Below are 25,895 nucleotides of genomic sequence, written 5' to 3'. Positions count from 1 at the left end.
ATTAAGTGCAATATTGCGAACCTGACATTTTACCAAAGATATGATTTCTCTGGCTACAAAACCACACCCTTTGAGGTGCGAGAAATAATGAATTGCATTGGAATGAGATCTTTACCACTCTCTACATAACGCAAATAAGCCATTTTTAATGAATTGGGAAGCTCTGTGCTCTCGATGGTTTTGAATCCATGTTGTGCGTAATAGTTTTCTAAATGGCTAAAAGCAAAGCAATAGTCGCCATCATTGAAAACTTTGCTTTTGCAATGTTCAAGCAGCGCCCCTCCCACACCTGTCCCCCTATATTCCGGCACAACGAGCATACCGGTTAGTAGGCGTGACTTCTCTACCGTCTTCATTCTTAACAAAGCGACGATACTGTTGTCGATACTGGCTGTAATGATTAGCTCGTCTCGTTTTGCCCGTCCAGCGGGATAATGGGCTTTGTACAACCTCTTAATAAGAGGAAGTTTGATTGGATTTAACACTTCTATGATTAATGAGCTAGGTATTGTCACTGCGGCTAAAAGATAACTAATGTAGAATGTTCACAGTTTAAGAGAATCTCATCAGGCGTTGCAAATCCACTATGGAAATTAAGAAACACGCGAGCCTTAAGGCTTTCCACACATTTGGTATCGAACAAACCTGTGCGTACCTGGCGATTGTTGAGTCAGTAGAGGACGTAAGACAACTTTTCCAAGACCAAGCTTATCAAGACATACCCAAGCTCTTTCTGGGGAAGGGTAGCAACATGCTGTTTACTCAACCTTATGAAGGTATGGTGATCATCAACCGTTTAATGGGTAAAACGGTCACTGAAACCGACGAGCATTACTTATTACACGTTGAAGGTGGGGAAGATTGGCCGAGTTTGGTTGCGTGGAGTGTTGAGCAGGGCATGGGGGGGATGGAGAATCTCGCTCTTATTCCTGGATGTGCGGGTTCTGCTCCTATCCAAAACATCGGAGCTTATGGCCTAGAGTTACAGAGCATTTGTGAGTACGTGGACATTCTTGACCTTCACAGCTTTGAAACAAGGCGAATGACCGCTAACGAGTGCCAGTTTGGTTATCGTGATTCTATCTTCAAGCACGAACTGTATGAAAAGTGCTTTATCACAGCGGTGGGTCTGAAATTGTCGAAGCAGTGGAAGGCGATCAATCAATATGGTCCTTTGCAGAGTATTCCAGAGGATGAGTTAACTCCTCTCGCTATCTTTGAACGTGTTTGCCAAGTGCGTATGGAAAAGCTGCCTGATCCAGCGAAAGTCGGCAATGCGGGCAGTTTCTTCAAAAACCCTGTGATCAGCCAAGATCATTATGATCGCCTAATTCAGCAGCACAGCAATATGGTGGCTTACCCAGCACAGGGCGGAATGAAGGTCGCAGCGGGATGGTTAATAGACCAATGTGGTCTTAAGGGTATATCGGTCAATGGTGCTCAAGTGAATCCATTGCAAGCTTTGGTGTTGACTAATGTTGATAACTGCAGTGCTGATGATGTAGTCGACTTAGCGTCTCTGGTGAAAAAGACCGTTTGGGATAAATACCAGATTGAACTTGAACACGAAGTTCGTTTTATGAATAACAAAGGTGAAACCAATCTAGCTGAGATTGAGGCTAAACAATGAGAAAGGAACACTCTGTAAAGCTGCATATCCTCAAGTCCCTTAGCGATGGAGGTTTTCATTCCGGAGAAGGCTTGGGGCAAGAACTTGGGATTTCTCGAGCTGCTATTGCTAAGCACATTAAAGGGCTAAATGACTGGGGCGTTGATATATACCGTATCCAAGGACGTGGTTATCAGTTAGCACAACCTTTGCATTTACTCGACGAAGAGAGACTTCAAGCTCAATTGGATACTCCTCTCGAGCTTATTTCCGTGATCGACTCTACTAACCAATATCTACTCGATCGAGTCAATGATTCTGTGAAAGGGCGAGTCTGCCTAGCAGAATATCAGGCGAAGGGGCGAGGGCGACGTGGTCGTCAATGGATATCGCCTTTTGGTACAAATTTATACTTATCCATGTACTGGCGTTTGGATGCTGGTATGGCAGCGGCTATGGGGTTGAGCTTGGTTGTTGGCATTGCCGCTGTGGAAGCTATCGAAGAGTTGGGCATTCAAGGCGTTAAACTTAAATGGCCGAATGATATCTACTACCAGGATAAAAAGCTCGCGGGTATCTTAGTGGAAATGTCTGGGCAAGCAGGCGGTGCAGCGCATTTAGTTATTGGTATGGGGCTTAATATTGGTATGCCAGACTTGCAGCCGGACATTGATCAGCCTTGGACAACTTTGAATCAAGTTAGTGATGGTTTTAGTATCGACCGAAATGACCTAGCGCTCAAGTTCATCAAACATTGGAAGATGGCATTAGAAGAATACGAGATGACGGGATTGGCCGGTTTTGTTGAGCGTTGGAATCGTTTAGATAATTTTATTGGTCGCCCAGTGAAGTTATTAATGGGTCCAAGAGAAGTGCATGGCGTTGTGAAAGGCATTGACCAACAAGGCGGTGTTGTTCTAGAAACCGAGAATGGATTGGAGACCTACATTGGTGGTGAGATCTCCTTAAGAAAAACGGAATAGAGCGATCAAGCTAGCATTACTTTCTCAGTGATACTTTATCAACCAAGTGGCTTGGTCCTTTGTGTAAGATAAGATGGGCTCTTTCTCGAGTGGGAAGAATATTATGCTCTAAATTGAGTCCATTAATATCATGCCAAATTTGCTTTGCCTTACTCTTTGCTTCTTCCACTGAGAGCTGAGTGTAATGACTAAAGTACGAGCCAGGCTTGGTAAATGCCCCTCTACGAAACTTCAAGAAGCGCTCTACATACCATTGCTCGATGGTTTCGGTTTCCGCATCCACATAAATAGAGAAATCAAGAAAGTCTGAGACAAACACACGATGAGGATCATGCGGGTAGTCCATACCGCTCTGTAGGACATTTAATCCCTCGATAATAAGTACATCAGGGCGATCTACTTTCTTGCGCTCTTCAGTGATGTCATAAGTAATGTGTGAATAAACCGGGACTTCTAAATTCGGCTGACCGGCTTTTACATCGGAAACGAATTCGACCAAGCGTTTAATGTCGTAAGACTCCGGGAAGCCTTTACGATGCATGATACCTTTCTCTTCCAATATCTTCTTTGGATATAAGAAACCATCCGTTGTTACAAGTGCAACTTTTGGGTGGTTCTCCCAACGTGATAGCAAAGCCTCTAGCAGTCGCGCGGTCGTACTCTTACCAACTGCTACACTGCCAGCGATACCAATAACAAAGGGTGGGGCATGTTCTTCTGTGTTGAGAAATTGCTGAAGTACCGAGTTGCGGCTTTGGCGAGCCTGAACGTACAGATTTAAAAGGCGAGACAAAGGAAGGTAGATCTCTACCGCTTCCTCCATAGTGAGGTTTTCATTAATGCCTTGAAGCGCAGTTAAATCATCTTCAGATAGTGTCATTGGAACAGAATTACGCAATTCTGCCCATTCGGCACGGTCAAATGACAAAAATGGACTCATGGGTCTCTTTTATCCTTGGTTTCATAGAGAGCAAGAACATACAACAAGCTCCGTGCAAAGCAAACGACAAAGCTCGAAAGTTTGCTTTAAAAAGCGAGGTTTGTATGATTTTGCAGCAATTGATTCTAAAAAGTCTAATTTTACGTTTTTTTTTGAAATAGCTATTGCAACCTAGAAAATCATTCAATAGAATGCGCACCACTTATGCCGACTTAGCTCAGTAGGTAGAGCAACTGACTTGTAATCAGTAGGTCACCAGTTCGATTCCGGTAGTCGGCACCATTCTTTCCTGTTTCTTAGAGAAGCAATTGTAGTAAGAATGGCTTAAAATTTTGGAGGGGTTCCCGAGTGGCCAAAGGGAGCAGACTGTAAATCTGCCGGCACTGCCTTCGATGGTTCGAATCCGTCCCCCTCCACCATATTCTTTAGGAAATAGCTCTCAGAGTTACGTGTTGCGGGCATCGTATAATGGCTATTACCTCAGCCTTCCAAGCTGATGATGCGGGTTCGATTCCCGCTGCCCGCTCCACTCTAATTTGAGTGCTGATATAGCTCAGGTGGTAGAGCGCATCCTTGGTAAGGATGAGGTCGGCAGTTCGAGTCTGCCTATCAGCACCAGCTCTCAAAGTTATTTCCTTTTGATATAAGATTTACCAATTATCTTTTTTGGTTGCGTGGTCGATTCGGGCCACCTAAATCCGTACCTAGAGGGACTACTCATGTCTAAAGAAAAATTTGAACGTACGAAACCGCACGTTAACGTTGGTACTATCGGCCACGTTGACCACGGTAAAACAACTCTAACTGCAGCTATCTGTACAACACTTGCTAAAGTTTACGGCGGTGTAGCTAAAGACTTCGCATCTATCGATAACGCTCCAGAAGAGCGTGAGCGTGGTATCACAATCGCTACTTCTCACGTAGAGTACGACACTCCAACTCGTCACTACGCACACGTAGACTGTCCAGGACACGCGGATTACGTTAAAAACATGATCACTGGTGCTGCACAGATGGACGGTGGTATCCTAGTTGTTGCTGCGACAGATGGTCCAATGCCACAAACTCGTGAGCACATCCTACTAGGCCGTCAGGTTGGTATCCCATACATCATCGTATTCATGAACAAATGTGACATGGTTGACGATGAAGAGCTACTAGAACTAGTAGAAATGGAAGTTCGTGAACTTCTATCTGAGTACGATTTCCCAGGTGATGACCTACCAGTTATCCAAGGTTCTGCACTAGGCGCACTAAACGGCGAAGAGCAGTGGGAAGCTAAGATTGTTGAACTAGCAGAAGCGCTAGATTCATACATTCCTGAGCCAGAGCGTGCAGTAGATATGCCATTCCTAATGCCTATCGAAGACGTATTCTCAATCCAAGGTCGTGGTACAGTAGTAACTGGCCGTATCGAACGTGGTATCCTAAACGTAGGTGACGAAGTTGCTATCGTTGGTATCAAAGACACTACTACTACTACATGTACTGGTGTTGAAATGTTCCGTAAGCTTCTTGACGAAGGTCGCGCTGGTGAGAACGTTGGTGCACTTCTACGTGGTACTAAGCGTGATGAAGTTGAACGTGGTCAAGTACTAGCTAAGCCTGGTTCAATCACTCCACACACTAAGTTCGAGTCAGAAGTATACGTACTTTCTAAAGATGAAGGTGGCCGTCACACTCCATTCTTCAAAGGTTACCGTCCACAGTTCTACTTCCGTACAACTGACGTAACTGGCGACATCTCTCTACCAGAAGGCGTAGAAATGGTAATGCCAGGCGACAACATCCAAATGCAAGTTGAGCTAATCGCTCCTATCGCTATGGATGAAGGCCTACGTTTCGCTATCCGTGAAGGTGGCCGTACTGTAGGTGCTGGTGTTGTTGCTAAGATCTTCGACTAATTCTTAACGAATTAACGAATGTCTTCGGAAAATCTTGAATTAGATTTGACGAACCAGTAGCAAAAAGGGCATCATTTGATGCCCTTTTTCTGCACTCAACATTATTTTAGCTGTTTTCTTGTTCAGATTTTGGTTGAGAGCAGAGCAAGATTGGCCAGACAGGCTTAATCTTAAGAGAGTAGCGCTGATTTTTTCAGCGATATGGAGTTTGCCCTGCAACAGCGGGGTTGTTGTCGTCTATATTAAGACTTGTGACAGGTTGGTTTATGAAAGCAAATAATGCTGAAACTCCTGATAGCTCAAACGCAGCAGATACGTTTAAGTGGATTGCCGCTTTCGTATTGGCAGCGGCCGCTGTTGTGGGTAATTACCTGTATGGTGAAATGTCTGTAGTTGTTCGCGCTGCAGGCGTTGTTGTTCTTATTGCAGCTGCCCTTGGCGTTGCAGCAACAACGACTAAAGGTAAAGCAGCGATCAGTTTTGCAAAAGAATCTCGTATGGAAGTTCGTAAGGTTGTTTGGCCTACACGCCAAGAAACTATGCAAACAACACTGATCGTTTTAGCTGTAAGTATTGTAATGGCTCTAGCGCTTTGGGGTATTGACGGCATTATGGTTCGTCTAGTAGCTCTAGCGACTGGGGTATAGAGGGTTTTAATTCATGAGTGAAGCTCCAAAAAAACGCTGGTATGTGGTTCAAGCCTTCTCTGGATTTGAAGGTCGTGTAGCTCAATCTCTTCGCGAGCATATCAAAATGCACAGCATGGAAGAGCTATTCGGTGAAGTACTGGTTCCTACTGAAGAAGTAGTAGAAATGCGCGCGGGTCAGCGTCGTAAATCTGAGCGTAAGTTCTTCCCAGGGTACGTCCTTGTTCAGATGATTATGAACGATGAATCATGGCACCTAGTACGCAGTGTGCCGCGTGTCATGGGCTTCATTGGTGGTACCTCAGACCGTCCGGCACCTATCACAGATAAGGAAGCTGACGCTATTCTTAACCGTCTTGAGAAAGCGAGTGAAGCTCCTCGTCCACGTACTATGTACGAAGCGGGCGAAGTGGTACGTGTTAATGAAGGTCCATTTGCTGACTTCAATGGTACTGTTGAAGAAGTGGATTACGAGAAGAGCCGCCTGAAAGTGTCTGTATCGATCTTTGGTCGTGCAACACCAGTTGAGCTTGAATTTGGTCAGGTTGAAAAACTTGATTAAAAAAACACCTTTTTAAGGGTTGTCTAAGGCGCGAATTATGACTATAATTTCGCGCCTTTTTACTTCTGGTGAAGTAAAAAGTTTTTTCATAAACGGGGAGCTGATCGGTGATTAGCGTTTGTACCCAAACTTAGGAATTATCATGGCTAAGAAAGTTGAAGCTTACATCAAGCTACAAGTTGCAGCTGGTATGGCGAACCCAAGTCCACCAGTTGGTCCTGCACTAGGTCAACACGGTGTTAACATCATGGAATTCTGTAAAGCGTTCAACGCGAAAACAGAATCTCTAGAGAAAGGTCTACCTACTCCTGTTGTTATCACTGTATACAACGACCGTTCTTTCACGTTCGTAACTAAGACTCCACCTGCTGCTGTTCTTCTTAAGAAAGCTGCTGGCGTTAAGTCTGGTTCAGGTCGTCCAAACACTGAAAAAGTTGGTACTGTAACTGACGCTCAAATCCAAGAAATCGCAGAAACTAAAGCTGCTGATATGACTGGTGCTGACATCGAAGCGATGAAGCGTTCAATCGCTGGTACTGCTCGTTCAATGGGCCTAGTGGTAGAGGGTTAATAAGATGGCTAAACTAACTAAGCGCATGCGCGTAATCCGCGAAAAAGTTGACGTAACTAAAGAGTACGAAATCAACGAAGCTGTTGCTCTTCTTCAAGAACTAGCTACTGCTAAATTCGTAGAGTCTGTTGACGTTGCTGTTAACCTAGGCATCGATGCTCGTAAATCTGACCAGAACGTACGTGGTGCAACTGTACTGCCTCACGGTACTGGCCGCGAAATCCGCGTTGCAGTGTTCACTCAAGGTGCAAACGCTGAAGCAGCTAAAGAAGCTGGCGCAGACATCGTTGGTATGGAAGATCTTGCTGAGCAAGTTAAGAAAGGCGAAATGAACTTCGACGTAGTTGTTGCTTCTCCAGATGCAATGCGCGTTGTAGGTCAACTAGGTACTATCCTAGGTCCTCGCGGTCTGATGCCAAACCCTAAAGTTGGTACTGTAACTCCTAACGTTGCTGAAGCGGTTAAGAACGCTAAAGCTGGTCAGGTTCGTTACCGTAACGACAAAAACGGCATCATCCACACTACTATCGGTAAAGCAAACTTCTCTGCTGAGCAGATCAAAGAGAACCTAGAAGCTCTTCTAGTTGCTCTGAAGAAAGCTAAGCCATCTTCAGCGAAAGGTACTTTCCTGAAGAAAGTAAGCATCTCTACTACTATGGGTGCTGGTGTTGCTGTTGATCAGGCTAGCCTGAACACTCAAGCATAATTTATTTGCTTAGGCGCAAAATTTGTATATAATTTTGCGCCTAATATTTGTGGTTGGGGCTGAACATTGGTTCTTTGAACTGTCTCCTAGTTCGAAATGAATTAAGACCCAGTCTCCGTCCAAGACCGTAGGTGTTTGTTCTCAAGACAAACTTAATCATCCTACGTAGATGGTGCCCGAACTGACAGAAAGCTCTATGTAAATAGTTAACTTTCTTCTGGGAATGCACCTCAATAGCTCTCACTGTCGTGATGATAGTGAGTGGTGTAACGACAACCAGGAGTAAATCCAAGATGGCTTTAAACCTTCAAGACAAAAAAGCAATTGTTGCTGAAGTCAACGAAGCTGCCAGTGGTGCACTTTCTGCAGTTGTAGCTGATTCTCGTGGCGTTGAAGTTGGCGCGATGACTTCTCTACGTAAACAAGCTCGCGAAGCGGGTGTTTACATGAAAGTCGTGCGTAACACTCTAGCACGTCGTGCGGTTCAGGGTACAGACTACGAGTGTCTAACTGACACTTTCACTGGTCCTACTCTAATCGCGTTCTCTAACGAGCACCCAGGTGCTGCAGCGCGTCTTTTCAAAGACTTCGCTAAAGAGAACAAAGATTTCGAGATCAAAGCTGCTGCATTTGAAGGCGCTGTAACTGACGCTGAAGTACTAGCAACACTACCAACTTACGACGAAGCAATCGCACGCCTAATGATGTGCATGAAAGAAGCTTCTGCTGGCAAGCTGGTACGTACTATCGCTGCTATCCGCGATCAAAAAGAAGAAGCAGCGGCTTAAGCCTTGCTTTTTACTGGTTGCAAAATAAACTTATTGTTGACTTAAAAGAGAATTGTTATGTCTATTACTAACGAGCAAATCCTAGACGCAGTTGCAGAAATGTCTGTAATGCAAGTTGTTGAACTAATCGAAGCTATGGAAGAGAAATTCGGTGTAACTGCTGCTGCTGCAGTAGTTGCAGGTGGCGCAGCAGGCGGCGAAGCTGCAGCTGAGCAAACTGAATTTGACGTAATCCTAGAATCTGCTGGCGGTAACAAAGTTGCTGTAATCAAAGCAGTACGTGGCGCAACTGGCCTAGGTCTTAAAGAAGCTAAAGCTCTTGTAGACGGCGCTCCAGCACCTCTTAAAGAAGGTGTTGACAAAGCAGAAGCTGACGCACTTAAAGCTCAGCTAGAAGAAGCTGGTGCAACTGTTGCTGTTAAGTAATTATTGCATAGTTTCTTAGCCTAACGGCTAATTGGCTGGTGGTTTTTTAACCACCGGCCTTTTTGCGCTGTAGGGTATAGGCGAATTTTCCCGCTGTTTAAGCGCCTGTCCCCGAGCAAAAAACATTTCATTCCTACGCAATGAAATGTCACTACAGTAAACAGCTATTTAGTCACTGTCCCTTACCCCCCTTAAGTAACTAGGAGCGGGCGGACAGTTTGGGTCACTTATCAGCGAGCTGAGGAACCCCATGGTTTACTCTTATACCGAGAAAAAGCGCATCCGTAAGGACTTTGGTACTCGTCCACAAGTTTTGGACATTCCATACCTGCTATCGATCCAGCTCGATTCGTTCGACAAATTCATCGAACAGGATCCTGAAGGTCAATACGGTCTTGAAGCTGCTTTCCGTTCTGTATTCCCAATTCAGAGCTACAACGGCAATTCTGAGCTGCAATACGTTAGCTACCGTCTTGGTGAGCCAGTTTTTGACGTTAAAGAATGTCAAATCCGCGGTGTAACTTACTCAAAGCCACTACGCGTAAAACTACGTCTAGTAATCTTTGATAAAGACGCGCCAGCAGGTACTGTAAAAGACATTAAAGAACAAGAAGTCTACATGGGCGAAATTCCGCTTATGACAGACAATGGTACCTTCGTAATTAACGGTACCGAGAGGGTTATCGTATCCCAGCTGCACCGAAGCCCAGGCGTGTTCTTCGACAGCGATAAGGGTAAGACCCACTCTTCAGGTAAAGTTCTATATAACGCACGTGTAATTCCTTACCGTGGCTCATGGTTAGACTTTGAGTTCGATCCTAAGGATAACTTATACGTACGTATCGACCGTCGTCGTAAGCTACCAGCTTCGATCATCCTTCGTGCACTTGGTAAGACGTCAGAAGAAATTCTAGATATCTTCTTCGAGAAAGTGAACTTCGAAGTGAAAGACCAAACTCTACTAATGGAGTTGGTTCCTGATCGTCTACGTGGTGAAACTGCGTCATTCGACATTGAAGCGAACGGTAAAACTTACGTTGAGCAAGGTCGCCGCGTTACAGCTCGTCATATCCGCCAACTAGAAAAAGATGGCGTTGATCACATCGAAGTACCAGTTGAGTACATCGTTGGTAAAGTTGCATCGAAAGATTACGTCAACGAAGCAACAGGCGAGATCATTGTTAACGCTAACCAGGAAATTAGCCTGGAAGCACTAGCGAACCTATCTCAGGCTGGCCATAAATCACTAGAAACGTTGTTCACCAACGATCTAGACCACGGTCCATTCATGTCAGACACACTACGTATCGACAGCACTGTTGATCGTATTTCTGCATTGGTAGAAATCTACCGCATGATGCGCCCTGGCGAGCCACCAACAAAAGAAGCTGCAGAAGCACTATTCGAAAGCCTATTCTTCTCTGAAGAGCGTTACGATCTATCGACTGTTGGTCGTATGAAGTTCAACAGCTCTATCGGCCGTGAAGATGCTCAAGAGCAAGGCACACTTGACGAGCTAGACATCGTTGAAGTGATGAAGAAGCTTATCGCGATCCGTAACGGTAAAGGCGAAGTGGACGATATCGACCACCTTGGCAACCGTCGTATCCGTTCTGTAGGCGAAATGGCTGAGAACCAGTTCCGTGTAGGTTTAGTACGTGTTGAGCGTGCAGTTAAAGAGCGTCTAAGCCTAGGCGATCTTGACGCAATCATGCCTCAAGACCTGATCAACGCGAAACCAATCTCTGCAGCTGTTAAAGAATTCTTTGGTTCTTCACAGCTTTCACAGTTCATGGACCAAAACAACCCGCTATCAGAAGTAACGCACAAGCGTCGTATTTCTGCATTGGGTCCTGGCGGTCTAACTCGTGAACGTGCTGGCTTCGAAGTACGTGACGTACACGTAACTCACTACGGTCGTCTATGTCCTATCGAAACGCCGGAAGGTCCAAACATCGGTCTGATCAACTCTCTATCTGCGTTTGCGCGTTGTAACGAGTACGGTTTCCTAGAGACACCATACCGTCGCGTTGTAGATGGCGTTGTAACAGACGAAGTAGATTACCTATCTGCAATCGAAGAAGGCCAATTCGTTATCGCACAGGCTAACGCTGCGCTAACTGAAGACGGCGGTTTTGCAGATGAGCTGATCACAGCTCGTCAAAAAGGTGAATCTGGTCTACACCCTCGTGAGCACGCTCAGTACATGGACGTTGCGACAAACCAGGTTGTATCTATCGCTGCATCGCTTATCCCGTTCCTAGAACACGATGATGCGAACCGTGCATTGATGGGTGCGAACATGCAACGTCAGGCAGTTCCAACACTTAAGGCTGACAAGCCTCTAGTTGGTACTGGTATTGAACGTAACGTAGCAGTTGACTCAGGTGTAACTGCAGTTGCTAAACGTGGTGGTGTAATCCAGTCAGTAGATGCTTCTCGTATCGTTGTTAAAGTGAACGAAGAAGAGCTAGTACCAGGTGAAGCTGGTATCGACATCTACAACCTGACTAAATACACACGTTCTAACCAGAACACATGTATTAACCAGCGCCCATGTGTGATGCCAGGTGAACCTGTATCACGCGGTGACGTTCTTGCTGATGGTCCTTCAACAGACCTTGGTGAATTAGCGCTTGGTCAAAACATGCGTATCGCGTTCATGCCTTGGAACGGTTACAACTTCGAAGACTCGATCCTAGTATCTGAGCGCGTAGTTCAAGAAGACCGCTTCACGACTATCCACATTCAAGAACTTACTTGTGTGGCGCGTGATACTAAGCTTGGTTCTGAAGAGATCACAGCGGATATTCCAAACGTAGGTGAATCTGCTCTGTCTAAACTAGACGAGTCAGGTATCGTTTACATCGGTGCTGAAGTTAAGGGTGGCGACATCCTAGTTGGTAAAGTAACACCTAAAGGTGAAACTCAGCTAACGCCTGAAGAGAAGCTACTACGTGCAATCTTCGGTGAAAAAGCATCTGACGTTAAAGATACTTCACTACGTGTACCTAACTCTGTTTCAGGTACGATTATCGACGTTCAAGTCTTCACTCGCGATGGCGTAGAGAAAGACAAGCGTGCGCTTGAAATCGAGCAAATGCAGCTTAAAGAAGCGAAGAAAGACCTAACTGAAGAATTCCAGATTCTTGAGGGTGGCCTTCTAAACCGTGTTCGCGCTGTATTGATCGATGGCGGTTACTCTGAAGCGAAACTAGACACAACTGATCGTAAGAAGTGGCTAGAACTAACGCTAGAAGATGACGCTCTACAAACTCAGCTAGAGCAACTTGCTGAGCAGTGGGACGAGCTAAAAGCTGACTTCGATAAGAAATTCGAAACTAAGCGTCGTAAGATCACACAAGGTGATGATCTAGCACCTGGCGTACTGAAGATCGTTAAGGTTTACCTAGCGGTTAAACGTCGCATCCAGCCTGGTGATAAGATGGCGGGTCGTCACGGTAACAAGGGTGTAATCTCTAAGATCAACCCTGTTGAAGACATGCCATACGATGAAAAAGGTCAGCCTGTAGACATCGTACTTAACCCACTGGGTGTACCTTCGCGTATGAACATCGGTCAGATCCTAGAAGTACACTTAGGTCTGGCAGCGAAAGGTATCGGTGACAAGATCAACCAGATGGTTAAAGAGCAGCAAGAACTAGCGAAATTCCGCGAGTTCCTTCAGAAAGTTTACGATCTAGGCGAAACTCGCCAGAAAGTAGACATTGCTTCTCTATCTGATGACGAAGTTCGTACTCTGATCAAGAACCTACGTGGCGGTCTACCAATCGCGACTCCAGTATTTGACGGTGCACCAGAAGCGTCTATTAAAGCGCTACTGAAACTAGCAGACCTACCAGAATCTGGTCAGCTAAAACTGTTTGATGGTCGCACAGGTGACCAGTTTGAGCGTCCTGTAACTGTAGGTTACATGTACATGCTGAAACTGAACCACCTTGTTGATGACAAGATGCACGCTCGTTCAACTGGTTCGTACAGCCTAGTAACTCAGCAGCCACTTGGTGGTAAAGCTCAGTTCGGTGGTCAGCGTTTCGGTGAGATGGAAGTATGGGCACTAGAAGCATACGGTGCTGCTTACACTCTACAAGAAATGCTAACGGTTAAGTCGGATGACGTTAACGGCCGTACTAAGATGTACAAAAACATCGTAGACGGTAACCACAGCATGGAACCTGGTATGCCAGAATCGTTCAACGTATTGTTGAAAGAGATTCGCTCGCTAGGTATCAACATCGAGCTAGAAGACGAAGAGTAATCTCTTTCTCTCTCGACCAAGGTTGAGAGAGATATAAAGCGATTATTTGGTAGAAGGTGCTCACTTTAGCGGGTGAGCTCCTTTTAACTCCTTACAGGAGCTGATTGTGAAAGACTTATTAAACTTTCTAAAAGCACAGCATAAGACCGAAGAATTTGATGCAATCAAAATCGGTCTATCTTCTCCGGACATGATCCGTTCATGGTCTTTCGGTGAAGTTAAAAAACCTGAAACGATCAACTATCGTACGTTCAAACCTGAACGCGATGGTCTGTTCTGTGCGCGTATCTTTGGTCCAGTTAAAGACTACGAATGTCTTTGTGGTAAGTATAAGCGCCTGAAGCACCGTGGTGTTATCTGTGAGAAGTGTGGTGTAGAAGTTACACAAACTAAAGTTCGTCGTGACCGCATGGGCCACATCGAGCTAGCTTCACCAGTAGCTCACATCTGGTTCCTAAAATCGCTACCGTCTCGTATCGGTCTACTAATGGATATCCCTCTACGTGATATCGAACGTGTTCTTTACTTCGAAATGTACGTAGTAACAGAACCAGGTATGACTGATCTAGAAAAATCTCAGATGCTTACTGAAGAAGAGTATCTGGATCGTCTAGAAGAGTGGGGCGACGAGTTCACTGCTAAGATGGGTGCAGAAGCAATCAAGGACCTACTAGGTTCTATGGATATGCACGCTGAAGCAGAACAAATGCGTGAAGAGCTAGAAACAACTAACTCTGAAACTAAGCGTAAGAAAGTAACTAAGCGTCTGAAACTGGTAGAAGCGTTTATTCAATCTGGCAACAACCCAGAGTGGATGATCCTTACTGTACTTCCAGTTCTTCCGCCAGATCTACGTCCTCTAGTACCACTAGATGGCGGTCGTTTTGCGACTTCAGATCTGAACGACCTATACCGTCGTGTGATCAACCGTAACAACCGTTTGAAGCGTCTTCTAGAGCTAGCTGCTCCGGACATCATCGTACGTAACGAAAAACGTATGCTGCAAGAGTCTGTTGATGCGCTACTAGACAACGGTCGTCGTGGTCGTGCGATCACAGGTTCTAACAAGCGTCCTCTGAAATCTCTTGCTGATATGATCAAGGGTAAACAAGGTCGTTTCCGTCAGAACCTTCTGGGTAAACGTGTAGACTACTCTGGCCGTTCTGTAATCACAGTAGGTCCATACCTTCGTCTACACCAGTGTGGTCTTCCTAAGAAGATGGCACTTGAGCTATTCAAACCATTTATCTACAGCAAGCTAGAGACTCGTGGTCTTGCGACTACAATCAAAGCTGCTAAGAAAATGGTAGAGCGTGAAGAAGCGGTAGTTTGGGATATCCTAGACGAAGTAATCCGTGAACACCCAGTACTATTGAACCGTGCACCTACACTTCACCGTCTAGGTATCCAGGCGTTCGAACCAGTACTAATCGAAGGTAAAGCGATCCAGCTACACCCACTAGTGTGTGCGGCGTACAACGCGGACTTCGATGGTGACCAAATGGCGGTTCACGTACCTCTAACTCTAGAGGCACAGCTTGAAGCTCGTACTCTGATGATGTCGACAAACAACATTCTGTCGCCAGCGTCAGGTGATCCGATCATCGTACCTTCTCAGGACGTTGTATTGGGTCTGTACTACATGACTCGTGACAAGATCAACGTGAAAGGTGAAGGCATGTACCTTTCTGGCCCAGCAGAGGCTGAGAAAGCATACCGCACTAAGCAAGCTGAACTTCACGCACGCGTTAAAGTACGTATTACAGAAACAGTTGTAGACGAAGACGGCAACAGCACAACAGAGACTAAGATGGTTGATACAACTATCGGTCGTGCAATGCTATGGCAAATCGTGCCAGCTGGTCTACCGTACAGCATCGTTAACCAAAAGCTAGGCAAGAAGCAAATCTCTAACCTACTAAACGAGGCGTACCGTAAGCTAGGTCTGAAAGACACTGTAATCTTCGCTGACCAAATCATGTACACAGGTTTCGCATACGCGGCACTATCTGGTGTATCTGTTGGTATCGACGATATGGTTGTACCGCCAGCTAAGTACACTGAAATCGCAGAAGCGGAAGAAGAAGTACGTGAAATCCAGGAACAATACCAATCTGGTCTTGTTACTGCGGGCGAACGATACAACAAAGTTATCGATATCTGGGCATCGACCAACGATCGCGTAGCGAAAGCGATGATGGCAAACCTTTCATCTGAAACGGTAGTTAACCGTGACGGTGAAGAAGAGCAACAAGAATCGTTTAACAGCATCTACATGATGGCTGACTCGGGTGCTCGTGGTTCTGCAGCTCAGATTCGTCAGCTAGCTGGTATGCGTGGTCTGATGGCTCGTCCGGATGGTTCGATCATCGAAACGCCGATCACTGCGAACTTTAAAGAAGGTCTAAACGTACTTCAGTACTTTATCTCAACGCACGGTGCTCGTAAGGGTCTTGCGGATACGGCACTGAAAACAGCGAACTCGGGTTACCTAACTCGTCGTCTAGTAGACGTTGCTCAAGACGTTGTTGTAACTGAACATGACTGTGGCACTCACGAGGGTGTTGACATGATGCCTCACATCGAGGGTGGTGATGTTAAAGTTGCACTAACTGAGCTAGCGCTAGGTCGTGTAGTAGCTGAAGACGTTCTTAAGCCAGGTACAGAAGATGTTCTGATCCCACGTAACACTCTAATTGATGAGAAGTGGTGTCAGATCATGGAAGAGAACTCAGTAGACAGCATGAAAGTGCGCTCTGTAGTTACTTGTGATTCTGACTTCGGTTGTTGTGCACAGTGTTACGGTCGTGACCTAGCACGTGGTCACCTAGTGAACCAAGGTGAAGCAGTAGGTGTTATCGCTGCTCAGTCTATCGGTGAACCGGGTACACAGCTTACGATGCGTACGTTCCACATCGGTGGTGCAGCATCTACCGCAGCAGCAGAGAACAGCATCCAAGCGAAGACAACTGGTACAGTTAAACTGCACAACGCTAAGTTCGTAGTCAACAAAGATAAGAAGCTAGTAATCACGTCTCGTGCATCTGAGCTAACTATCATTGATGAATTCGGTCGTACTAAAGAGAAGCACAAACTTCCTTACGGTTCGATGCTAAGCAAAGGCGACAACGACGCAGTAACAGCTGGTGAAGTTGTTGCTAACTGGGAAGCGCACACCATGCCAATCATCACTGAAGTGGCAGGTCGCATCCAGTTCGTAGACATGATCGACGGTGTTACGGTTTCTCGTCAAACAGATGACCTAACAGGTCTATCTTCAAGCGAAGTGACTGACCCAGCAGCTCGCCCAGCAGCAGGTAAAGATATGCGTCCAGCTATCAAACTTGTTGATGAGCAAGGTAACGATGTAATGATCCCTGGTACAGAAATGCCAGCTCACTACTTCCTACCTGGTAAAGCGATTGTAAACATCGAAGATGGTGCTGAAGTTGGCATTGGTGACACACTATCTCGTATCCCTCAGAAATCTGGCGGTAACAAAGATATCACCGGTGGTCTACCACGCGTAGCTGACCTATTCGAAGCTCGTAAGCCTAAAGAGCCTGCGATCCTTGCTGAGCACACAGGTACTGTGAGCTTCGGTAAAGAAACGAAAGGTAAGCGTCGTCTAGTTATCACTCGCGACAGTGGTGATACTTACGAAGAGATGATTCCTAAGCATCGTCAGTTGAACGTATTTGAAGGTGAGCGTGTTGAACGTGGTGACGTGATCGCAGATGGCCCAGAGTCTCCACATGACATCCTACGTCTACGTGGCGTACACGCTGTAACTCAGTACATCGCTAACGAAGTACAAGAAGTTTACCGTCTACAAGGCGTTAAGATTAACGATAAGCACATCGAGACTATCGTTCGTCAAATGCTACGTAAGTGTACAATTACTCACGCTGGTGACTCTGAGTTCCTACCTGGTGAGCAAGTTGAATACTCACAAGTTAAGATTGCTAACCGTAACCTAGAAGCTGAAGGCAAAGAGCCTGCACGTTTCGAGCGTGAGCTACTAGGTATTACTAAGGCATCTCTAGCGACTGAGTCGTTCATCTCTGCGGCATCGTTCCAGGAGACAACTCGCGTACTAACAGAAGCTGCGGTTTCTGGTAAGCGTGATGACCTACGTGGTCTGAAAGAGAACGTAATTGTTGGTCGTCTGATCCCAGCTGGTACTGGTTTCGCATACCACCAAGATCGTCAAGCTAAACGTGCTGAAGCGCAAGAAGGTCCATCTGCTGAACAAGCAACAGATAACCTAGCTGCACTTCTAAACGCAGGCTTCTCTTCTGACGAGTAATCGTTAAGAGCTTAAAAGAAAAGGCACCCGAGGGTGCCTTTTTTGTTTCTTGGAGGCCAAATAGAACGCTTACGTTCCGAGAGTCGAGAGCGCTCGCTTTAGGAGTCGAGGAGTGTTTGTTGGAGGGGGTTACAAGAAGCTTGCTCTCGAAAGGTGTTGACAGGACTTGTTCCTAAAAAGTCAAAATAGAGCCGAATCCCGAATCCCGAATCCCGAATCCCGAATCCCGAATCCCGAATCCCGAATCCCGAATCCCGAATCCCGAATCCCGAATCCCGAATCCCGAATCCCGAATCCCGAATCCCGAATCCCAAAAACCAAAAAGGGTTGACGTGCACACGCCAACCCTCAAGAATTTTCTCGCTTCTCGCTTCTCGCTTCTCGCTTCTCGCTTCTCGCTTCTCGCTTCTCGCTTCTCGCTTCTCGCTTCTCGCTTCTCGCTTCTCGCTTCTCGCTATGCGCCAGGCGGCATTGCTAAACTGTCGGCAATCAACTGAATCAAGTGGTCTTCTACCGCGAAACGTGTCTCAATGATTTCCCCGATCAAAGACATGTCCTGATCAAAATCAGCCAGTTCATCTTCGGCTGAAACATCAGAGTATTTGTCGGTAAAGTTCAACAACGGCTCAGTAGTGAGGACGATCTTCGCATAAGTCTGATTAATTTCATCTGTCGCGACAAAGCCAGTGGCTTTCCACTTATCCATCACCATATCGTAGATTTTAAAGTGACCTTCAGAGATATAATCAACGAGGTGTTGGCAGAAGTGCTGAAGTTCGTCAGGAGAAGGGAGTTCAATGACATTGGATTTCGAACAAGGTTGCAGTGCTGCAAGCTTACAATATTCGACAATCAGAGATTGTCTCGTTTCCAGCCAATGGTCGATAACGTCACTGGAGCCGCCCCATTGGTCTTGTGTTTGTTTGAATTTTTTTAGCATGACCATGCCCTCATGATCTGATCGCCCATTGGCGAACGTATCCTTTGCAAAGCAAAGTTAGTAAAGTGATTACAAACTCTTGTCCTTACTAGAATTTATAGTTGCAAAATTGGCGAACGACAAACTCTGGTATGAAATTAGATTGCCAGTAAAATGAATGAACTTCAAGCAAAGGGATGCTGTAATGTTAAGAAAAGGTGAAGTTAACCGTACGAAAAACGCCCATTGGTGTGTTGTTTCAGGAAGCGATGTTTGGCTGGTGGATGGTGCTATTCCTTTCGGAAGTGCAGAGCAGTACTCACTGCCAGAGGGCAGCGCAAGGCAGATAGGTGAATACCAAGGTGCCCCAGCAATGTGGATCAACCTGTCGGATGTAGACCATGATTTAGAACTGGTTTCTCTGCGTGATTGCCTGCATTTTCCAGAAGCGCTTTTCTTACTGATCAGCAAAGCGATTCAATATGGCCACATGACACAGAGCCTACGTTTTTGCCCACAATGTGGCGGTCGTAACTTCCTCAATAACAATCAACTGGCGATGCAGTGTGGAGAGTGCCGTACTTTGCACTATCCGCGTATTTTCCCGTGCATCATTGTCGCTGTACGCAAAGGTAGCCAGATTTTATTGGCACAGCACCCTCGTCACCGAAATGGTATGTACACCGTGATTGCGGGCTTTTTAGAGGTTGGTGAAACCTTAGAGCAATGTGTGGCTCGTGAGGTGCACGAAGAAACGGGCATACATGTGAAAAACATTCGTTACTTTGACAGCCAGCCGTGGGCGTTTCCATCTAGCATGATGATGGCTTTTCTGGCCGATTTTGACTCTGGTGAATTGAACCCTGACTACACTGAGTTATCCGATGCGCAATGGTTTGGTGTTGACGAGATGCCGCCAGTCGCACCAGAAGGAACGATTGCAAGAGCACTTATCGAGCAAACGCGACAAGATATCGAGTCTAATCAGCTGAAATGTAGATAAAAAAAACCCTCCGAGAGGGAGGGGGTAAGTAAGATGTCGTTATGAGATGCTGAGTACCGGGTACTCAGTTTATAATTGTAGTTTTCGCTAGCGAACAAATTTTTAACACTGATACCGATTGGGTGCAAATTAAGCACTGATTTAAAAGTTAATAACTTGATCCAGGTTGCAAAGCACACAGCTATTAGCCTTAAATCAGTGATAGAATACCCCCTTTCAAAGAAAGCCTAACAATTGGAATTACGGAATGACTGAATTAAAAAATGATCGTTATCTGCGTGCCCTTTTAAAAGAGCCAGTAGATTACACGCCAGTATGGATGATGCGTCAGGCAGGTCGTTACCTACCAGAATACAAAGCAACTCGTGCGCAAGCGGGCGATTTCATGTCTTTGTGTAAAAACGCGGAGTTGGCGTCAGAAGTAACGCTTCAACCACTACGCCGTTTTCCTCTTGATGCAGCGATCTTGTTCTCTGACATCCTAACTATCCCAGATGCAATGGGCTTAGAACTTCGCTTTGCTGCGGGTGAAGGTCCGGTTTTCGATAAGCCTATCACTTGCAAAGCAGACGTAGAAAAGATCGGTCTGCCGGATCCAGAAGGCGAGCTGCAATACGTAATGAACGCAGTGCGTCAAATCCGCAAAGATTTGAACGGTGACGTTCCACTGATTGGTTTCTCTGGTAGCCCATGGACACTGGCGACTTACATGGTTGAAGGCGGCAGCTCGAAAGCGTTCACCAAGATCAAGAAGATGATGTACGCAGAACCACAAACGCTACACCTACTTCTAGATAAGTTAGCAGACAGCGTTATCGAGTACCTAAACGCGCAAATTAAAGCGGGTGCACAGTCGGTGATGGTATTTGATACATGGGGCGGTGTACTGACACCTCGTGACTACAACCTGTTCTCACTACAATACATGCACAAGATTGTAGATGGTCTGATTCGTGAAAACGACGGTCGCCGTGTGCCAGTAACGTTGTTCACTAAGAACGGTGGTATGTGGCTTGAGCAAATCGCAGCAACGGGCTGTGATGCGGTAGGTCTAGACTGGACGATCAACATCGCAGACGCAAACGCACGTATCGGCGATAAAGTGGCTCTACAAGGTAATATGGACCCATCAATGCTTTACGCTTCACCAGAGCGTATCCGTGAAGAAGTCGCGGGTATTCTAGAAGGCTTTGGCGATGCAGGTACTGGTCACGTGTTCAACCTAGGGCACGGTATCCACTTGGATGTGCCGCCAGAAAACGCAGGCGTATTTGTGGAAGCGGTACACGAGCTATCTAAGCCATACCATAAGTAACTTCGAATTTTTGAAATCAAATACCGGCCTTCAGTGCCGGTATTTTTTTACCTAAAATTCAGCTTTTATATCTGAAACGCAAGGTTGTACAGCTCTGATAGCATTTGGTCTACCATGATCTAATTACTACTCGAGCTGTTCAGTTGCTGCTTAAGGTTTTTATAAACAATAACTTAGAGTCTTGCTGCTTGTGCGAAAATTTTCTTGTACAGATAAACAAGCAATTAGATCATAGGTAACCTAAAGCATCGAATGGACACGCTTTTTAAGGTATGGCACGACGTCAGATTCAAACCAAGGGTTCTTCTTTAACCACAATGTGTTGCGTGGAGAAGGGTGAGGAAGTGGGATAAAGTCAGGCTCCCAGTCCTGCCATTGCTGAACAGTTTGCGTGAGTGTTTTTGGTTTGTTGGTGAGATAGTACTGTTGTGAGTACTGACCAATCAGTAGTGTCAGCTCTATATTGGGCAACTGATCTAGAATCTTTTTATGCCAAGCAGGCGCACACTCTTTGCGAGGAGGCAAATCGCCAGAGTTCCTCTTGCCTGGATAGCAGAAGCCCATCGGGACAATGGCTATTTTGTTTGGGTCGTAGAAAGTGTCTTTGTCGATATCGAGCCATTGGCGTAACCGATCGCCGCTTGGGTCATTCCAAGGTATCGAGGTTTTGTGTACGCGCGTCCCCGGTGCTTGTCCGATGATTAGGATGCGTGCGTCTTTTGCTGCTTGTACGACAGGATTTGCACCCAAAGGTAAATCGTCTGCGCAGATCTGGCAGGCTCGTACTTGCTTTAGCAATGTTTCTAAAGACATAAGATGGTTAATACCCTTTATCGAAATCAACCTGATTATTTAGAGAGAACCCGTCTCGCCAACTCAAGTAGTTGTCTGCAAAAATGTCGACCACTTGCTCAGGGAAACTCAATGCTGCGATGTGGGGTGTGATGGTTACTTGCGGAAGTTTCCAAAACGGATGTTGCGGTGAGAGTGGCTCTTGTTCAAACACATCGAGAAAAGCATGTTCGACCCAACGATTCTTGAGCGCGAGCAATAGACCAGTATCATCAATCACATCACCTCTTCCGACATTAAATAACAGTGCCTGATTAAGGTGGCTTAGCACCTCGCTGTTGAGTAAGCGTTGAGTGTCTGGCGTGCTCGGCAGTGTATTTACCACAATGTCCGCTTGATGAAATGCGCTTGCCAGTTCATTGATATGAAAGGTTTGAGTAAATTCGCCACCAGAAGTTGGGATTCCAGTACGATTGATCCCTATGGTTTTCATGCCCATCAATTGTGCCGCTTTACCCAAGTGGCTACCTATGCTGCCTGTACCAAGAATCACCATGGTTTTGTTTTGCAGCGAGGTGTACAGATGCGGTTGCCACTGCTTGTTCTGCTGTTGCTGGTGGTATTGCATAAAGTGGCGGAAGTGAGCAATGCAGTAGCCAATTACGTACTCGGCAATTAATGGGCCGAAAATACCGCGTACGTTGGTCAGAGTGTAATCTTGACGCAGATCCGGTGACATTAGAGCGTTCACCCCTGCAAATGTGGATTGCACCCACTCAAGCTGTGAAAACTCGTCTAACCTTTGTGGTAGTAATGGTGGATCCGCCAGTACGATCTGAGCTTCTTCAGGTTGGTCGGTGAGGCAAAGATCGGGCAGATTTTTCTCTGCCAGTAACGTTTCGTAGGTGTCGCGATGCTCTAAGAGCAGGAAAATCTGATTTGGATGCTGCATTAACTTTTTTCCCTGTGATGAATCAAGTACACTTTCGCTGTTTTTTTCTTCAATGATTGAGTGACTATGCTTAAGAATCCTCTTCAGGTTCGTTTGGAAAAACTAGAACCTTGGCAACAAATTACCTTCATGGCGTGTCTGTGTGAACGCATGTATCCAAACTATGCGATGTTTTGTGAGAATACAGAATTTGCTGAGCCACGTGCTTACCGAGCGATTCTTGATAGTGTATGGGAAATTCTGACGGTTAAGAACGCGAAAATTAACTTTGAACGTCAATTAGAGAAGTTAGAAGAGTTGTTCCCAAGTGCGGATGAATTCGATTTTTACGGTGTTTATCCAGCGATGGATGCGTGTCAGAGCTTGTCGACGCTGTTGCACGGTCTGTTGGATCGCGACTACCTTTTCGATTCAATGCTTAAAGTGAGCCAACAGTCGGTAAAAACCGTGGCTGACCTAGAACAAGCACAAGGTTCAGAGCCAATCACCAACGACAATCAAAAAGAAAATGAAGCCGTATGTGAAGAGTGGGATGTTCAATGGGCTATCTTCCGCCCACTGCGTGAAGCGGTAGAGCGCGACATCTGCTTGATTAAAGATTTGCGTGAAGAACTACGCGAAGAAGCCGTGAGTAACATCGGCATCGCACTTTAATCGTTGAATAGATAAAACAAAGGCATCCAGATTGGATGCCTTTTTTGTTTTTGCGTTTGAGCGATTACGCTCCATGCTGATTACGATTCTTTAGATTCTGGTTTGGTTGGCTCTTGAGCTTCTGGCTCTTTGTCCTGTTTCTCCAGTTCTTCCTCTTCTTCATCGTCATCGCGGCTTTCAATTACGCCGTGCTTTTCTTTCCAGCTTTCCCAGCGTTGGTAAGCCAGTTCTTGCATGTCAGTGCTCTTATCCGCTTCATCGATGATCTCTTCACCCAATAGGTGCTCAAAGATGTCTTCTAGCGTTACCAAGCCTTGTACTGTGCCGTATTCGTCAACCACAAGCGCGAGCTGCAGGCGGTGAGTCATCATCTGGTCGAACACTTTAGGTAGAGCTGTGTTGTTCAGTACCACTTGGATAGGACGCATGACCGAGCCAAGTTGTTTTTGGCCGCTGCCTGATTGTTGCAACTTGAACAGCTCTAGACGGTGCGCAAAACCAATGATGTTATCTTTCTGCTCGCTGTAAACCAGTGGGCGAGAGAAAGGTGTCTCTTTATGCTTCTCTAGAAAGTCATTGATGGTCATGGTCGCGTCAACGCGAAATACTACTGGGCGCGGAGTCATGACTTGTGTTACTGGCACATCTTGAATACCAAGTAGGTTGCTTAGAATCTTTGATTCACCTTCTGCGAACTCACCGCTTTCTTTTGCCAGAATAGCCATAGCAGACAGCTCATCACGCATTTTTGGTGCTTCGTGGTTACGAGCTAGACGCTTGGTGATTTGCTCAGAGAACCATACGAATGGTGTTAGTGCCCATACCATCCAGCGTAGCGATACCGCCGCAGATGGTGCAAGTTGGCGCCAGTAAGTTGCACCAATCGTCTTAGGTACGATTTCTGATAGAACAAGAATCGCCAGTGTCAATACCGCAGAGAAGATACCAAGCGCTTCGCTACCGAACACTACCGCCGCTTGTGCACCTGCCGTTGCTGCACCGATAGTATGAGCAATGGTGTTCAGCGTCAGGATCGAAGCCAGTGGTCGGTCGATGTCTGCTTTCAGTTTTTCTAACTGAGCAGAAGCAGGGTGCCCCTGTTGTTTGAGCTGCGCAATGTAGCTCGGACTGATACTAAGAAGTACCGCCTCCAGTACCGAACAGATAAACGAAATGCCGATAGCAATAGAGATATAAATGGATAACAGCAGCATAGTTGCCCTTGAATGTAATGTGATAGTCGGGATTTTAAGCGATTATAACCGCAAAAGCGCCCTATAAATCGTTCTTATTGCAGTAGAAAGCAAGAGCTTTCCCCGTACAAGTAGTAACAAATTGTGAGTTATTACTCATATTATGGCTAAAACTACGTCAGAAAATCGAAAGATCGCTTACAAACCTTTGCCAGATGGGGCATTTATGTTTTAGAGTGAGATGAATTCGATAACATATGAGAAGGGAAACCTAATGAACAAGACCCAATTAATCGACTTTATTGCAGAGAAAGCAGACCTATCTAAAGCACAAGCTAAAGCTGCTCTTGAAGCAACTCTTGAGGGTGTTACTGGCGCTCTTAAAGAGGGTGACCAAGTTCAACTAATTGGTTTTGGTACATTCAAAGTAAACCACCGTGCTGCACGTACTGGTCGTAACCCTAAGACTGGTGACGAGATTCAAATCGCAGCAGCTAACGTACCTGCATTCGTAGCAGGTAAAGCGCTGAAAGAATCAGTAAACTAAGTTAAAATGCACCGAGGTATCCCGCCTCGGTGCAATTTCATGAAAAAACATCTACTCACTTCACTCCTTCTATCAAGCCTCGCTCTTGTTGGCTGTTCTTCTGTTGAAACCCCAAATCTTGACCAATTTACCCATTTCTCAGACGGGAAAATCATGGGTGATGCAACTAGTTTATATTGGATGACAGAGCGTCTTACACGCGTCAGTACGGCAGCAGACTATGTCACGATGGGGGATTACGGCTCGTACCAGAGTGATTATCGCTGGGATGATGGTGAGCTAAGAGAGTTGATTCGAAAAGGTAAGCAACTCGATGCCAAACAAGGATTGGTGCCTTTTCAAATCCACATTCGATTCAATAAAGATGGTGACGCGGTCTATCAGCAGTACCGTGTGAATGGGAAAGTGCTGCCCTTACAGCGCGACCAGTTAGAGCGTTACAAGCAAGAGGCGAACGATGTCGTTACGTCTATCAAGAAACAATCTCGTGATGGCCAGAGCCTAATCCAAGGTTATTGGGATGGTGAAACGTTCGAAACCTGCAAAGGGCGAGAGTTTACGACGTTGGAATTCAATCAGACCCTACCTAAGTTTGTGATTGATAGATTGGCGTCAGTGGACAGTTACATTGCGTTTATTGGTAAAGAGTCGCGTAATGCGGCGACCGTTGATGAATTGCTGATGCTCAATGATGATGACTTTGATTGTGTACCACGACCAAAGTTGATCTCTGAATAGACATGGCTTCGAATTCTTTCGAAAAAGAACAATAAAAAAGGCGCTGAGTGCGCCTTTT

General features: G+C 45.9%; 22 protein-coding genes and 4 tRNA genes. 20 read left to right on the top strand and 6 right to left on the bottom strand.

From position 1 onward, the window contains the following. Positions 1–53: 53 nt before the first annotated feature. The gene (locus A8140_RS15295) at positions 54–485 is read right to left on the bottom strand and encodes a GNAT family N-acetyltransferase (protein WP_029388883.1); all 432 of its coding nucleotides are present in this window, start codon (positions 483–485) and stop codon (positions 54–56) included. Between the two features lie 101 nt (positions 486–586). Between A8140_RS15295 and murB the strand changes: the two genes are divergently transcribed. Next, positions 587–1,630 (top strand): UDP-N-acetylmuramate dehydrogenase, encoded by a 1,044-nt coding sequence (gene murB / locus A8140_RS15290; RefSeq protein WP_005536633.1) that lies wholly within the window; start codon positions 587–589, stop codon positions 1,628–1,630. Then, positions 1,627–2,592 (top strand): bifunctional biotin--[acetyl-CoA-carboxylase] ligase/biotin operon repressor BirA, encoded by a 966-nt coding sequence (gene birA / locus A8140_RS15285; protein ID WP_005536631.1) that lies wholly within the window; start codon positions 1,627–1,629, stop codon positions 2,590–2,592. Before murB ends, birA begins: the two co-directional genes overlap by 4 nt. A gap of 16 nt (positions 2,593–2,608) precedes the next feature. On the opposite strand, the gene coaA is transcribed toward birA, so the two are convergent. Further along, complete coding sequence (gene coaA, locus A8140_RS15280; protein WP_005536629.1) at positions 2,609–3,532, bottom strand: type I pantothenate kinase; 924 nt, start codon at positions 3,530–3,532, stop codon at positions 2,609–2,611. A 206-nt stretch (positions 3,533–3,738) separates the two neighbouring features. Between coaA and A8140_RS15275 the strand changes: the two genes are divergently transcribed. The 13 genes from A8140_RS15275 (at position 3,739) to rpoC (ending at position 17,724) form a co-directional block, all read left to right on the top strand. Beyond that, a tRNA-Thr gene (locus A8140_RS15275) sits at positions 3,739–3,814 on the top strand. Between the two features lie 52 nt (positions 3,815–3,866). Further along, a tRNA-Tyr gene (locus A8140_RS15270) sits at positions 3,867–3,951 on the top strand. Positions 3,952–3,986: 35 nt separating this feature from the next. Continuing rightward, positions 3,987–4,061, top strand: a tRNA-Gly gene (locus A8140_RS15265). A gap of 13 nt (positions 4,062–4,074) precedes the next feature. After that, a tRNA-Thr gene (locus A8140_RS15260) sits at positions 4,075–4,150 on the top strand. Between the two features lie 101 nt (positions 4,151–4,251). Next, on the top strand, positions 4,252–5,436 hold the full coding sequence (tuf, locus tag A8140_RS15255; RefSeq protein ID WP_087490655.1) for an elongation factor Tu: 1,185 nt from the start codon (positions 4,252–4,254) through the stop codon (positions 5,434–5,436). A gap of 266 nt (positions 5,437–5,702) precedes the next feature. Beyond that, positions 5,703–6,083, top strand: coding sequence for a preprotein translocase subunit SecE (gene secE, locus A8140_RS15245; protein ID WP_005451121.1), 381 nt, complete (start codon positions 5,703–5,705; stop codon positions 6,081–6,083). A gap of 13 nt (positions 6,084–6,096) precedes the next feature. Beyond that, positions 6,097–6,645, top strand: a complete 549-nt coding sequence (nusG, locus tag A8140_RS15240; RefSeq protein ID WP_005451123.1) for a transcription termination/antitermination protein NusG — start codon at positions 6,097–6,099, stop codon at positions 6,643–6,645. A gap of 142 nt (positions 6,646–6,787) precedes the next feature. Then, positions 6,788–7,216, top strand: coding sequence for a 50S ribosomal protein L11 (gene rplK, locus A8140_RS15235; protein ID WP_005451125.1), 429 nt, complete (start codon positions 6,788–6,790; stop codon positions 7,214–7,216). A 4-nt stretch (positions 7,217–7,220) separates the two neighbouring features. Next, a complete protein-coding gene (gene rplA, locus A8140_RS15230; protein WP_005384683.1) occupies positions 7,221–7,922 on the top strand; it encodes a 50S ribosomal protein L1 in 702 nt (233 codons plus the stop codon). A 293-nt stretch (positions 7,923–8,215) separates the two neighbouring features. Then, the gene (gene rplJ, locus A8140_RS15225) at positions 8,216–8,710 is read left to right on the top strand and encodes a 50S ribosomal protein L10 (RefSeq protein ID WP_005533792.1); all 495 of its coding nucleotides are present in this window, start codon (positions 8,216–8,218) and stop codon (positions 8,708–8,710) included. A 57-nt stretch (positions 8,711–8,767) separates the two neighbouring features. Further along, a complete protein-coding gene (gene rplL / locus A8140_RS15220) occupies positions 8,768–9,136 on the top strand; it encodes a 50S ribosomal protein L7/L12 (RefSeq protein WP_005451128.1) in 369 nt (122 codons plus the stop codon). Between the two features lie 250 nt (positions 9,137–9,386). Continuing rightward, complete coding sequence (gene rpoB / locus A8140_RS15215) at positions 9,387–13,415, top strand: DNA-directed RNA polymerase subunit beta (protein ID WP_005533793.1); 4,029 nt, start codon at positions 9,387–9,389, stop codon at positions 13,413–13,415. A 106-nt stretch (positions 13,416–13,521) separates the two neighbouring features. After that, a complete protein-coding gene (rpoC, locus tag A8140_RS15210) occupies positions 13,522–17,724 on the top strand; it encodes a DNA-directed RNA polymerase subunit beta' (protein ID WP_005533794.1) in 4,203 nt (1,400 codons plus the stop codon). Positions 17,725–18,178: 454 nt separating this feature from the next. On the opposite strand, the gene A8140_RS15205 is transcribed toward rpoC, so the two are convergent. After that, positions 18,179–18,670, bottom strand: a complete 492-nt coding sequence (locus tag A8140_RS15205; protein ID WP_005533808.1) for an Rsd/AlgQ family anti-sigma factor — start codon at positions 18,668–18,670, stop codon at positions 18,179–18,181. A 178-nt stretch (positions 18,671–18,848) separates the two neighbouring features. Here A8140_RS15205 and nudC point away from each other — a divergent pair, with 178 nt between their 5' ends. Continuing rightward, the gene (gene nudC, locus A8140_RS15200) at positions 18,849–19,646 is read left to right on the top strand and encodes an NAD(+) diphosphatase (protein ID WP_038862990.1); all 798 of its coding nucleotides are present in this window, start codon (positions 18,849–18,851) and stop codon (positions 19,644–19,646) included. A 247-nt stretch (positions 19,647–19,893) separates the two neighbouring features. Continuing rightward, on the top strand, positions 19,894–20,961 hold the full coding sequence (gene hemE / locus A8140_RS15195; protein WP_005533809.1) for a uroporphyrinogen decarboxylase: 1,068 nt from the start codon (positions 19,894–19,896) through the stop codon (positions 20,959–20,961). A gap of 240 nt (positions 20,962–21,201) precedes the next feature. Here hemE and A8140_RS15190 read toward each other — a convergent pair whose 3' ends face one another. Further along, complete coding sequence (locus A8140_RS15190; RefSeq protein WP_005533810.1) at positions 21,202–21,774, bottom strand: uracil-DNA glycosylase family protein; 573 nt, start codon at positions 21,772–21,774, stop codon at positions 21,202–21,204. Positions 21,775–21,781: 7 nt separating this feature from the next. Continuing rightward, the gene (locus A8140_RS15185) at positions 21,782–22,705 is read right to left on the bottom strand and encodes a D-2-hydroxyacid dehydrogenase (protein ID WP_005533811.1); all 924 of its coding nucleotides are present in this window, start codon (positions 22,703–22,705) and stop codon (positions 21,782–21,784) included. A 66-nt stretch (positions 22,706–22,771) separates the two neighbouring features. Here A8140_RS15185 and A8140_RS15180 point away from each other — a divergent pair, with 66 nt between their 5' ends. Next, positions 22,772–23,359 carry a YjaG family protein gene (locus tag A8140_RS15180; RefSeq protein WP_005433631.1) on the top strand — a complete coding sequence of 196 codons (588 nt, stop codon included), beginning with the start codon at positions 22,772–22,774 and terminating at the stop codon, positions 23,357–23,359. A gap of 80 nt (positions 23,360–23,439) precedes the next feature. On the opposite strand, the gene A8140_RS15175 is transcribed toward A8140_RS15180, so the two are convergent. Then, the gene (locus tag A8140_RS15175) at positions 23,440–24,573 is read right to left on the bottom strand and encodes a CNNM domain-containing protein (protein WP_005533812.1); all 1,134 of its coding nucleotides are present in this window, start codon (positions 24,571–24,573) and stop codon (positions 23,440–23,442) included. A 253-nt stretch (positions 24,574–24,826) separates the two neighbouring features. Here A8140_RS15175 and hupA point away from each other — a divergent pair, with 253 nt between their 5' ends. Further along, positions 24,827–25,099, top strand: a complete 273-nt coding sequence (gene hupA / locus A8140_RS15170; protein WP_005433627.1) for a nucleoid-associated protein HU-alpha — start codon at positions 24,827–24,829, stop codon at positions 25,097–25,099. A gap of 39 nt (positions 25,100–25,138) precedes the next feature. Next, complete coding sequence (locus A8140_RS15165; RefSeq protein WP_005533817.1) at positions 25,139–25,837, top strand: DUF1481 domain-containing protein; 699 nt, start codon at positions 25,139–25,141, stop codon at positions 25,835–25,837. Positions 25,838–25,895: the final 58 nt, after the last annotated feature.

It is taken from the genome of Vibrio campbellii CAIM 519 = NBRC 15631 = ATCC 25920, from assembly GCF_002163755.1.
GTDB lineage: Bacteria > Pseudomonadota > Gammaproteobacteria > Enterobacterales > Vibrionaceae > Vibrio > Vibrio campbellii.
This window is presented reverse-complemented; position numbering and strand designations above follow the sequence as displayed.